Annotated in this window: 11 protein-coding genes; 1 reads left to right on the forward strand and 10 read right to left on the reverse strand. The window is 55.9% G+C overall.

What is annotated here, in order from left to right:
* Positions 1–68 precede the first annotated feature (68 nt).
* The 10 genes from aroQ to aroH form a co-directional block, all read right to left on the reverse strand.
* Positions 69–521: a type II 3-dehydroquinate dehydratase gene (gene aroQ / locus HN413_04540; protein MBT3389657.1), complete on the reverse strand. Its 453-nt coding sequence runs from the start codon at positions 519–521 to the stop codon at positions 69–71.
* Positions 522–642: 121 nt separating this feature from the next.
* Positions 643–2,280: a 3-dehydroquinate synthase gene (gene aroB, locus HN413_04545; GenBank protein MBT3389658.1), complete on the reverse strand. Its 1,638-nt coding sequence runs from the start codon at positions 2,278–2,280 to the stop codon at positions 643–645.
* Complete coding sequence (aroC, locus tag HN413_04550) at positions 2,277–3,482, reverse strand: chorismate synthase (GenBank protein ID MBT3389659.1); 1,206 nt, start codon at positions 3,480–3,482, stop codon at positions 2,277–2,279. Before aroC ends, aroB begins: the two co-directional genes overlap by 4 nt.
* Positions 3,483–3,545: 63 nt before the next feature.
* Positions 3,546–4,706 carry an aminotransferase class I/II-fold pyridoxal phosphate-dependent enzyme gene (locus tag HN413_04555; GenBank protein MBT3389660.1) on the reverse strand — a complete coding sequence of 387 codons (1,161 nt, stop codon included), beginning with the start codon at positions 4,704–4,706 and terminating at the stop codon, positions 3,546–3,548.
* A gap of 4 nt (positions 4,707–4,710) precedes the next feature.
* Positions 4,711–5,631 carry a shikimate dehydrogenase gene (gene aroE, locus HN413_04560; protein ID MBT3389661.1) on the reverse strand — a complete coding sequence of 307 codons (921 nt, stop codon included), beginning with the start codon at positions 5,629–5,631 and terminating at the stop codon, positions 4,711–4,713.
* Between the two features lie 11 nt (positions 5,632–5,642).
* Positions 5,643–6,920 carry a 3-phosphoshikimate 1-carboxyvinyltransferase gene (aroA, locus tag HN413_04565; protein ID MBT3389662.1) on the reverse strand — a complete coding sequence of 426 codons (1,278 nt, stop codon included), beginning with the start codon at positions 6,918–6,920 and terminating at the stop codon, positions 5,643–5,645.
* Positions 6,921–6,963: 43 nt separating this feature from the next.
* The gene (locus HN413_04570; protein MBT3389663.1) at positions 6,964–7,818 is read right to left on the reverse strand and encodes a prephenate dehydrogenase/arogenate dehydrogenase family protein; all 855 of its coding nucleotides are present in this window, start codon (positions 7,816–7,818) and stop codon (positions 6,964–6,966) included.
* A gap of 158 nt (positions 7,819–7,976) precedes the next feature.
* On the reverse strand, positions 7,977–9,005 hold the full coding sequence (aroF, locus tag HN413_04575) for a 3-deoxy-7-phosphoheptulonate synthase (GenBank protein MBT3389664.1): 1,029 nt from the start codon (positions 9,003–9,005) through the stop codon (positions 7,977–7,979).
* A gap of 88 nt (positions 9,006–9,093) precedes the next feature.
* Positions 9,094–10,119, reverse strand: coding sequence for a 3-deoxy-7-phosphoheptulonate synthase (gene aroF / locus HN413_04580; protein MBT3389665.1), 1,026 nt, complete (start codon positions 10,117–10,119; stop codon positions 9,094–9,096).
* 98 nt (positions 10,120–10,217) lie between these two features.
* Positions 10,218–10,583, reverse strand: a complete 366-nt coding sequence (aroH, locus tag HN413_04585; protein MBT3389666.1) for a chorismate mutase — start codon at positions 10,581–10,583, stop codon at positions 10,218–10,220.
* Positions 10,584–10,850: 267 nt separating this feature from the next.
* Between aroH and HN413_04590 the strand changes: the two genes are divergently transcribed.
* Positions 10,851–12,035, forward strand: coding sequence for an MFS transporter (locus tag HN413_04590; GenBank protein ID MBT3389667.1), 1,185 nt, complete (start codon positions 10,851–10,853; stop codon positions 12,033–12,035).
* Positions 12,036–12,145: the final 110 nt, after the last annotated feature.

The following is a 12,145-nucleotide window of genomic DNA, read 5'->3' on the forward strand; positions in this document are numbered from 1 at the left end:
GGAACGCGAACGGCGCGAATTTTCCTTTGTTTTCATTCGCGTCATTCGCATTATTCGTGATATTCGCGTTATCTTATCGCGTCTCGGCCATCCAGTTTCGATGCGAGACCCCGCAGCCCCAGGGCATACGACTCCCAGCCGAAGCCGCTGATTTTCCCCAGACAAACCGGGGCCAACAGCGATTTGTGCCGAAATTCTTCGCGGGCGTACACATTCGAGAGATGCACTTCAACCACCGGGATTTCGATGGCAGCGATAGCATCCCGCAGCGCTACCGAGGTGTGGGTATATGCCCCGGGGTTGAAAACCACCCCCGAGGCCCAGCCGCGGGCATCATGCAGAGCATCAATCAGCGCCCCTTCGCTGTTCGACTGAAATGCACGCACTTCGACGCCCAATTCCGCGCCCAGATCAACCAAACGCGCGTTGATGTCATCCAATGTCCGCGCTCCATAAATATCCGGCTCGCGCAGACCGAGTAAGTTTAAGTTGGGGCCATGTAAAATGAGAATTTTTAACATAATGCTTCCCTTCTTTCTTACGAAAACTATACCTTCTTAGCTACCGTTGGAATAGAACGCGGATAACGCGAATTAAACAGATTTCCGCAGATAAAAGCAAAAAAATCTGTGTAAATCTGCGTCATCCGCGTTCCATTGTCGTGCATCTGGCTATAACCTGAGCAATACCCATATCCGCTGCTTCTATCCCCACGCGCACATCCCCTATCGCCGCGGGCAGGGCAAATTTCACCGCGCCGCCAGATTTTTTCTTATCGTATTGCATGGCGTGGATGAGGGCATCCCGATCAAGTTCAGGGGGAATTTCCGTGGGCAGCCCGACGGCTTGCAGCACAGCAGCTATCTTATTGGCCAAACCGGACTCGGCCAGGCCAATCTGTTCGGCCAGGCGCGCTTCGGCCACCGTGCCAATCGCCACCGCTTCTCCGTGGCGTAGTTCAAAGCCCGAAACCAGTTCAACGGCATGCCCGATGGTATGCCCTAAATTCAGCGCCGCCCGGATGCCGCGCTCGAAGGGGTCTTGCTCGATAACGCGGATTTTCACCGCCATCGCCCGGCTGACGAGCAAACCTCCGAGGTCAGTGAGACCTCGAAAGTTTCGGCAAATCTCGAACAATTTAGCATCCGCAATGACACCATGTTTAACCACTTCCCCCATCCCGGAGCGCAGTTCTTCTTCAGGCAGGGTCGCCAACACTTCGGGGTCGGCCAGCACCAGCCGCGGCGGGTGGAAAGCGCCGATCAGGTTTTTGCCTTGCGGCAGGTCGGCGCCAGTTTTGCCGCCCATGCTGGCATCTACCATCGCCAGCAGCGAGGTTGGCACGGCCACCCAAGGTACACCGCGCAAAAAAGTCGCGGCGGCGAACCCGGCCAGATCGCCGACCACCCCACCGCCCAAACCCACCACGGTGCTGCGGCGTTCGATTTTTGCGGATAAAAACCCGTCCCAGAGTTGGGATACCGTTTCCAGGGTTTTGTACGTCTCCCCAGCGGGAATCGTGATTCCGCGCGCTTCGTAGCCGGATTTTTGAAGGGATTCCAGTACCCGAGGCAGGTACAACCCCCCGACATTTTCATCCGTGACAACCGCCACCGGGCCGTTCAGGCCGCGCGCTTGCATCAGCACGCCGAGTTCATCCAACCCGCCGGGCTGGACGCGTACATCATAGGCCGGGGACATGGCCTTGAGATGGTAACGCCCCAACTTGATCTGAAGTTCCCAGGTAGATTCTTCCGGACTGAGATGCGTGGTATCGAGTTTGCGTTCGAAGGATTCGTAATGTCCGCTGCGTCGGGCGAGCATAGATTCCAATTTTTCCGCACTTGCTTTCACTTCTCCCTCAGGAAGTGGAGCCAGGGGTGAGGGGGCTAATAGCGGGCGTGGATCATCATCCGCTTGCAGGCGCGCCAGTAGTGCATCCGGCGCGGCGTGGAGTAGGATCACATCTCCGGCGCGCTCAGCCAGTTGACGCGTTTCGGGCACGGTCAGCGCGCCGCCCCCGAGGGCAATCACCTGTTCATCGGATGCCAGGATCAGCTCCAAAGTCGTTCGTTCCCACTCTCGAAAACGCGCTTCGCCCTGGGATGCGAAAATCTCGGGGACCAGCATCCCGCTGCGAGCTTCGATTTCCACATCTAAATCAACAAAGGACAAGTTTAAATTTTCGGCCAGCAAACGGCCAATGGTGCTTTTACCCGAACCCGAAGGGCCGTAGAGTAAAACGGTTGAAGGTTGAAGGTTAAAAGTTGAATTGCTCATGCAGGCCACCAGGTGTGAGGGGTGTTGTCCATTGGAAGGTCTTCGAGACGCGCCCGACGCAGGGCATTGAAGCGCGGTCTCATTTCGGCCAGCGAGTCGCCACCCAGTTTTTCGAGCAGCGCATCAGCCAGGATAAAGGCAACGACAGCCTCAATAATCGGCACAGCGCGCGGCACGGGGCAAAAGTCGGAGCGCTCGTACTGTGTGGGGTGCGGCTGACCGTCGGCAAGATCGACAGTTTGCTGCGGGGTCAGTGTGGTCGCAATGGGTTTCATCGCCACCCGAATGATAAGCGGCTGCCCATTGCTAATGCCGCCCTCGATGCCCCCGGCGTGGTTGCTGGGGCGGGATAATTCCGCCTCGTCCCGCGAGGGAGATGTTCCAGGGGTAAGGGAAATCGCATCATGGGCCTGTGTGCCAGGAAGACGAGTATTTTCGAAAGCCGGGCCGAACTCGACACCTTTAATAGCCTGCACACCCAGCACCGCCGCGCCCAAACGGGCTTCGAGCTTGCGATCCCAATGAACGTGTGAACCCAGGCCGGGCGGCAGGTTGAGGGCTACAACTTCAATCACCCCGCCGAGAGTATCGCGCTGCTCCATAATCTGACGGATACGGGTGCGCATGGCTTCGGCGGAGACGGGATCGGGGCAACGCACATCGCTGGCTTCAGCCTGGGCGGCGCGGTTTTCGAGCGGGATGCTCTCAATATCGGCTTTAACTTCCCCAATGGCGCGCACATAACCGATAATCTTCACCCCGAATTCGGCCAACAAATGCTTGCACACCGCACCTGCCGCCACGCGGGCAGCCGTCTCACGAGCCGAAGCGCGCTCCAACGAAGGGCGCAGGTCGCGGTAACCATATTTGATCGCTGCGGTCAGGTCGGCATGCCCGGGGCGCGGCGCGGTGAAAGGGTCAATGGCCTGCCCCAGCCATTTCTCGTGATTCAAATTGGCTATACGCATCGCAAGCGGCGCGCCGATGGTTTCGCCCGCCATCACGCCGCTGAGAATTTGCGCCTGGTCGCGCTCCATTTTCATGCGCGGGCCAGCCCCATAGCCCTGCTGACGGCGAGCCAGTTCATGATTGAGGGCTTCCATATCCAGGCGCAAACCAGCGGGCAGCCCTTCGAGAATAGCAGTTAATTCGGGGCCGTGGGATTCGCCAGCAGTCAAAAATCGCAATCGTGTTGTAAACATGGAGTTTCCTTCGGTTGAAAGTTGAAGGTTACAAGTTGAAAGTTGAAGGCTCAACAACAATTTTCAACATGCAACTTTCAATAGATTTTTCATTCGCTGCATCGCCGCCTCGATCACTTCTTCCGGCTGCACCAACGATAAGCGAAAATAGCCTTCGCCACGCGGGCCAAAGATGGTTCCGGGCGTCACGCTGACATGGGCAGTGTTTAAAATATGCAAGGCAAAATCCATCGAACGCCAGCCCTCCGGAATCGGACACCAGATATAGAGCGAGGCTTTCGACGCGTGCGGCTGCAAACCCACACTTTGCAGGGCGTTCATGGTAACGTCACGACGCGCCTGATACACAGCATTGCGCTTGGCCAGCCAGCCCTGGTCGCCGGTCAGGGCGGCAACGGCACCCTCTTGAATGGGTAAAAAATGGCCGCTATCGGCATGTGTTTTTAGCTTGCGCAATGCACCGATGGCCACTCTGTTGCCCGCCGCCACCCCCAACCGCCAGCCAGCCATATTATGCGATTTCGAAAGCGTGTTAAGTTCCACAGCCACATCCGCCGCGCCCGGTACTTCTAAAATGCTGGGTGCGCGCCAGCCGTCAAAGGTGATCTGGGTGTAGGCCGCATCATGCACCAGCAAAATCTGGTTGCGGCGGGCGAACTGCACGGCGCGGGCAAAAAATTCCAGATTGGCAACGGCGGCAGTGGGATTGTTGGGATAGTTCAACCACATCAATTTGGCGCGGCAGGCGATCTCGGCAGGGATGGCGTCTAAATCAGGCAAAAAGCCGTTTTCGGGGAGCAGCGGAAAGTTGACCGGCTCAGCTCCGGCAAAACGCGCACCCTGAGCGTAGGTTTGATAGCCGGGATCAGGAACCAAAACCACATCCTCCGGATTGAGAATTGCCAGCGAAAGATGGAAGACGCCTTCTTTCGACCCCAGGAGGGGCAGCAGATCATCGGGATTGAGTTTTACTCCATGCTGATTCTGGTAAAGCTGCGCCCACGCCCGACGGATTTCCGACGATCCGCTGAGGGGTTGATAGCCATGACTGGTCGAATCACGCGCCGAGCGAGTCAGTGCTTCCACAATATGCGCGGCAGGCGGTAAATCTGGCGAGCCAATATCCAGACGGATGACATCATATCCGGCGGCGCACAATTCGGCCACGCGGGCGCTGAGGGTGGCGAAATAATTTGGGGAAAGTTTGTCAGTCGGATTCGTCATAATATCATTTCGTCGGTTCGTCTAAGGCTTTATGCATCAGAGTACGAGGGGCTTCAAGGCCCGTCCAACGCTCGAAGGCCAGAGCAGCTTGCTCAATCAGCATCCCAAACCCGGTGACAGCTTTCAGCCCGGCAGCGCGCGCTTGCCTGACCAACAGAGTCTCGTTTGGATTATAAACCAGGTCATAAATGGCGGCGTTTTCTGGAAAGGGAGTCTCCACAGGCCAGGGCGAAGCTTCGGTATTGGGCGACATGCCGAGGGGCGTAGTGTTGACGATGATATCGAAGGGGCGGTCACGTAGAACTTTGGATTGCAGGTTGAAGGTTTCAAGTTGCAGATTCGGGAATTTACCAGCGAAGTGTGTGGCAAAGGCATTGGCCTGCTCAAGACGGCGGGCGGCGATGGTGACGCGGTAGCCCTGCGAGAGCAAGGCATAGACAACGGCGCGCGCCGAGCCGCCAGCACCCAGGATTAATGCGTCGAGAGGTCGCGATGTCGAGACATCCAGGCGTCGGACAATGTCATCCCAAAAACCGGGCGCGTCTGTATTATCGCCAATCAATTGATCGCCCTGGCGAAATATCGTGTTCACCGCGCCGATGGCTTGCGCCGCGGGAGTAAGGGCATCGAGATGCTGCATCACAGCCTGCTTATGTGGGATGGTCACATTAAGGCCGTGAAGTTGGTCCGCTCGCATGGTCTCAAGTAAATTTTCAAGAAAATACAATCCCTCACCCCCAGCCCCTCTCCCTAAGTGAGATGTGAGTAAGGAGTGAGGGAGTACAGGGTACAGGCAATACTCCCCTTCCAGGCCGAGGGCGCGCAAAGCAGCATTATGAATGCGCGGCGACAGACTGTGGCTGAGCGGGTAGCCGATCAATCCCAAACGGAAGGCTGAAGGTTGAAGATTGTATAAAGAAGTCATAAGTCTGGTGGTCAGGTCGTCAGTTGCCCCAAGACATCAAAATAATCCGGGAAAGTCTTCGCTACACAGGCAGGGTTTTCAATTTCTATGCCAAGAGCGCGTAAGCCGACGAGAGCAAAGGCCATCGCCATGCGGTGATCATTATAGGTTTGGATACGCGCCGGACGAACAGCGTTACACGGATAAATCGTCATGCCATCGGGGTGTTCATCCACGCGCACGCCCAGGCGGGATAATTCAGAACAGGTCGCAGCGATACGATCCGTTTCCTTGTGGCGGGCAGAGGCAATCCCGCGAATCGTGGTTGGGGTTTCGGCGAAGGGAGCAATCGCGGCCAGGGTTTGAGCGGTGTCGGGGATGTCGGCCATATCTACATCCACGCCGCGCAAGCGCAGCGGGCCGGTAACGCGGATCGCTGCGGGGGATTCTGTCACAATGCAGCCCATCTCCGCGAGCACATCCAAAAAGGCGATATCCCCCTGCCGTGCCTTCCGGGAGAGATGTTCTACTTCGACCCAGCCTCCGCAAATTGCCGGGGCAGCAAAAAAATAGGAAGCAGCGGAGGCATCGCTCTCGATAGCGTAGCGCTCCGGGGTTTTGTACTGACCTAGGGGAACACAAAACCGCTCATAGTCTACGCGCTGAACATCCACGCCAAAATCAGCCATCACGCCCAGGGTCAGGTCAATATAGGGGCGTGAATATAATGGGCCTCTAACCTCGATCTCAACGGAAATTTGAGCATAAGGTGCAGTCATCAGCAAGCCGCTCAGGTATTGGCTGCTGGTATCGCCGCGGATGGAAGTTTTTCCACCGGGGAGGCCGTTGGCGCGAATGCTCACAGGCGGACAACCCGTGGGGGCCACAACTTGAGCGCCAAGTTTATTGAGAGCCACAACCAGATCTCCGATGGGACGTTGGCGCATGCGCGGCTCGCCGTCGAGGATGAATTGGCCGCTGCCGAGAGTCAGCATGGCGGTGAGGAAACGGGCGGCGGTGCCAGCATTCCCAATATAGAGATCGGCCTGCGGAGCGGGGATTTCCCCACCGAGGCCGGTGACTGTAATCGTGCGGCGCGGCTCATCCAGGTGGACATCGAAACCCAGCCCGGTGAGGGCAGCCGCAAAATAGCGTGAGTCATCCGAGAAGAGCGCGTTTTCAAGAACTGTCTGCCCGGAGGCCAGCGCGGCGACAAGCAAAGCGCGATTGGTGTGACTCTTGGAACCGGGTACGCGCACGCGAGCGGCGAGGGGCTGAGGGATAGGAGTGATTGTGATTGGCAAGGTCATGATTGAGAGATAGGTTCACAAATTGCAGGCTAAAAATTGAAAGTTAGTCTGACAGCAGTTTTTTCCGAGAACCACGGGCATGAGTGAGTTGTTCTCTAAGGGCGCGTTCATTGGTAGCAGCGAGGGTGGTTTCGAGTTCGGTGAGGGCCAGACGAAAATTCTGCAAAGCGGAGATGAGCGGAGCGCGGTTGGTAAGCAGAATATCCAGCATCATATCCACGTCGCTGGCGGCCAGACGGGTGGCGCTGCGGAATCCGCTGCTGGCTAAGGGCGCGGCCTCGGGTGGAGCGCTACTTGATAACGCCGCCGAAAGTAGGTAGGGCAGATGGCTGGTCGCGGCCACCCAGTTATCATGGGTTTGGGCATCCAGCCAGAGGGGGCGCGAGCCAATCAGGGAAATCATTTGTTCGGCGAGTTCTCGCAGGGCGGGCGTGGTGCGCTCAGTGGGCGTCAGGGCGAATACGGCATTCTTGAAAAGTTTGGCTTCGGCGTGAGGCAAGCCGGAGGTTTCTTTGCCACACATCGGATGCCCGCCCAGGGCAAAAAAACGCTCTGGCAGGCGATTCATTTCGGCAACAATTTCGGCTTTGGTAGAACTGAGATCGATGACTGCGCTGGAGGTCGGGCAAAGCGTCGGGAGTTGGGCCAACAGTTGCAAGTTCACCCGCACCGGCGCGGCCAGGATGATAAGATCTGCCTGGGGAAGAATTTCAGCCGGATCCGCGGAGGCTTTATTCACGAGCCTGCGCTCCAGGGCGTAGCGCCGGGTTTCGGGATCAGGATCCACCGCGAGCAAAGCGCCGACATGCAAGCGCAGCGCCAGCGCCAGCGATCCGCCCATCAGCCCCAGGCCAACTATGGCTATGGTTTTTCTACGGAAAAATCCATCTTCGATCATAAAGGACTCTCATTAGACCTCTGAGATTTTAGGAGGGTTCTTTGGGAACTACCACGGCGATTCCCGGAGACCCTTTAAGCGTTGTGTTTCGGCAACTCAATTTGCAATACAATGCTGTTTATAAACGCCAATCGTTGTGGAAATCTCGGAGGTCTCATCTAACTCACCTGTGGCGCAAGTTGTTTTCCGAGGATTCCGGCAATACCGGCAACCTGCTTGACCATTTCGGCGAAACGCTCAGGCTTGAGTGACTGCCCACCGTCGGAGACAGCATTATCAGGGTCGGGGTGGACTTCAATAATCAGACCATCGGCTCCGGCGGCGATACCGGCGCGGGCAATCGCGGTGACGTATTCCCAGTGCCCGGTGCCATGGCTGGGATCGAGGACTACGGGGAGATGCGTCTGCGCTTTAAGTACGGGGATAGCGTTGATATCGGTAGTGTTGCGGGTGGCCGTTTCGAAAGTGCGGATGCCGCGCTCACACAGAACGACACGACGATTGCCTTTCGAAAGGATGTATTCAGCGGCCATTAACAACTCTTCAATGGTTGCGCTGAGACCGCGCTTAAGCAACACGGGGCGGTCGCCGAGTCCAACAGCTTTGAGCAGTGCATAATTTTGCATATTGCGCGCCCCAATCTGGAGCATGTCGGCATATCGAGAGACCAACAAAACTTGCTCCGGGGCCATAACTTCGGTGACGACGGGCAAACCGGTTTGCTCACGCGCTTCGGCGAGTAATTTCAGGCCTTCTTCGCCCATGCCCTGGAAGGAATAGGGCGAGGTGCGCGGTTTGAAAGCCCCGCCACGCAAGGCGTGCGCTCCGGCTTCCTTGATAGCGTGAGCAATTTCCAAAATTTGTGTGCGACTCTCCACCGAGCATGGCCCGGCGATAATCACGATTTGACCCGGCTCGACGGAGATGCCGTTGAGCGGAAAGGCCGAATCCTGAGGACTGAATTCGCGCGAGGCCAACTTGAAAGGACGCGAGATCGGCACCACGCGGTCAACGCCATCCATAACAACGAATTGATCGCGGTTAACGATACGGCCATCTCCCACGGCTCCGATAATAGTGCGTTCTTCGCCTTGCGAAAGATGGGCATTCAGGCCCTGGGCTTCAATGCGCGCCACAACCGACTTCACTTCGGTCTGGCTAGCACCAGCTCGCATAATAATGAGCATGGATTAGTCTCCTTTAGCTAAAGAAATGGCTCAATCGATAAAATCGACTTCCGGTCATCCAAAGTACATTCAGATTGAACCCATTTTGTTATTGTGTGGGGGCGAGTTTTTTGCCCACGGCTTCGGCGATGGCTTTGACTTGCAGCACCATCTCGGCGAAGCGCTCGGGTTTGAGCGACTGACCGCCATCCGAGAGGGCATTATCGGGGTCAGGATGTACTTCGACGATCAGGCCATCGGCTCCGGCGGCGATACCGGCGCGGGCAATCGCGGTGACGTACTCCCAATGCCCGGTGCCGTGGCTGGGGTCGAGCACCACAGGAAGGTGGGTCTGCGCTTTAAGCACAGGGATAGCGTTGATGTCAGTAGTGTTGCGGGTGGAAGTTTCAAAAGTGCGAATGCCGCGCTCACACAAAACGACGCGCCGGTTACCTTTAGAAAGCACATATTCCGCTGCCATGAGTAGTTCTTCCACGGTGGAGGATAAGCCGCGTTTGATCAATACGGAACATTCACACTGGCCAACGGCTTTAAGCAATGAGTAATTCTGCATATTACGCGCCCCGATCTGGAGCATGTCAGCATATTTAGCTACCAGGGGAATTTGTTCGGGAGTCATCACTTCGGTGACGATGGGCAGGCCGGTTTGTTCACGCGCTTCGGCAAGCAGTTCGAGACCTTCTTCGCCCATCCCCTGGAAGGAGTAGGGTGATGTGCGCGGTTTGAAGGCGCCCCCGCGCAAGGCGTGCGCCCCGGCTTCTTTAACGGCATGGGCGGCTTCTAAAATTTGCGTGCGGCTCTCTACCGAGCACGGCCCGGCAATGATAACAACATGCCCTGGATCAATTGAAATACCGTTGAGCGGGAAAGCTGAATCTTGCAGGCTGAATTCGCGCGAGGCCAACTTGAAGGGCCGCGAGATAGGCACAACCCGGTCGACGCCATCCATGAGGATGAATTGATCGCGATTGACCGGGCGACCATCCCCGACTGCGCCGATGACGGTGTGCTCTTCGCCGTAAATGGGGTGGGCAGCCAGACCCTGTGATTCGATACGGGCGATAACGGCCTGGGTTTCTACTTTGCTGGCTCCCGGACGCATGATAATTAGCATTATTTCTCTCCTAATTTTTGGCAGACTATCTTTTTTATGATGAAACCAGGAACGCAGAAAATTATTTCGTGGCTTCCTGATTTCATCATAAGTTTTTCCTACCCAGAAATATCCGGGCGGAGTTGGGCGGCCTCACGCAGGTAGATATGGCGAATCTCGTTCTGCGGCAGGCCGGTATTCCAATGGATCAGCACACGCACGCAGCGCGGCAGACTCCCAGGGACAAGGATCTCTTGAGCGCACATCAGGGGGACATCTGTCCAACCAAGCTGGCGCGCGGCTTTGGCGGGAAAAACGGAACGGAGATCGGCTGTGAGGGTGAACCAAACACTGGCGAGGTCGCTCACGCGCAGGGCCGGGTTTGATACTCCGATCTTTTCAAGCAGTTCTTGTGTTGCGGCAAGAATCGCTTCGGGATGATCCTCATCCACAGTTATCGCGCCGCGTATTCCTCGTACAGGCATACTTTCCTCCAGAAAGCAAAAACGCGAGGCCGTTGGCCTCGCGTCTCAGATCGTTGTGCTTATCTTTATCCGCTTAAGCGCCACCAACGGCAACCGTAGGGGTGTTACCGTAATAAAAATAAAAAGCGAAGAAGCGGATGGTTTTGTGGTTCATATAGGGCGGGATTGTACTGGAGAGTGTGCGATGAGTCAAGCAATCTGCGCGGCTTTTCTTGTGTCAGCATTCAAGATGCGGTATATTTGGCAATCACTTGAAAGGCAGCTTATATGACATCACAGATTCTCAAAAAAAACGCAACCGAAGAAGCTCCGTTCGAAACTGAAAATGTTCTCACAATTGTTGGCGGACACTTTGTTCATGACACGTATTCGGCATTTTTGCCAATGCTGTTGGTTGAATTACAGGAAAAGCTTTCACTCTCACTGACGATGGTCGGTTTTTTGACCATGCTCTCACAACTTCCCGCGCTTATAAACCCTTTTATCGGCTATCTGGCAGACAAGATCAGCGTCCGTTATTTTATTATTTTTGCCCCGGCAGTCACTGCGACGGTGATTAGTCTTTTGGGAAATGCACCTAACCAGACAGCGATTATTTTGCTACTGGTCATGATGGGGATCAGTTCGGCGGCGTTTCATGCCCCAGCCCCGGCAATGATTGCCCGTATTTCTGGCAAAAATGTGGGCCGCGGTATGAGCTGGTTTATGGCGGGCGGCGAATTAGGCCGCACGGTTGGCCCGTTGATTGTGGTCGCGGGCATTGGCATCTGGGGATTTGATGGCATATATCGGCTCCTGATTATCGGATGGGCTGCCTCATTGCTCTTGCTCTGGCGCTTCCGTTCGGTTTCAAGTAAATCGGAGCAGAAAAAACCGGGAAATTTTTTCGATGCATTGCCACAGTATATAGCTTTCTTTTTGCCAATGTTCTTTATTGTGGTGCCGCGCGCGTTTTTGGCGACCAGCATCACGCGGTTCATGCCCATCTTCATGAAGGGCGAAGGGGCCAGTCTGGTATTTGCGGGTATTTCATTGTCGGTGCTTGAAGGCGCCGGTGTCGTCGGCGCGCTGATCAGCGGAAGCGTCAGCGACCGGGTGGGGCGCAAACCAACTTTGATCATTGCAATGGTCAGCGCGACGGTGATGACCGGCTTGTTTTTGCTGGCAAAGGGCTGGCTGCTCATTCCGGCGTTGATTATGCTGGGCTTTTTCAGCCTGTCCACTCAGCCAGTTCTGCTGGCTTTGGTGCAAGACCATCACCCGGAAAACCGCGCCACGGCCAATGGGCTATTCATGTTCATCAGTTTTTTGGGTATGTCGTTTTCATCGCTGCTGGTAGGTATGGCCGGTGATGCCTGGGGATTGCGAACAACCTTTTTAATCGGCGCGTTGATTGCTTTGGTCACGATTCCGGCAATTCTGGCGCTGCCCAAAGAACCACAGACGGCCTAAATATCCCCTCACGCAGATGCGCAAGAAAAAACAGAGAAAACCCTTTGATTCAACCATCTTCCTTAAATCCCGTTTCGCTTCGGAAAATCTTCATCACCTGGCTGCCGCTG

The sequence above is a fragment of the Chloroflexota bacterium genome, assembly GCA_018648225.1.
Lineage (GTDB): Bacteria > Chloroflexota > Anaerolineae > Anaerolineales > UBA11858 > NIOZ-UU35.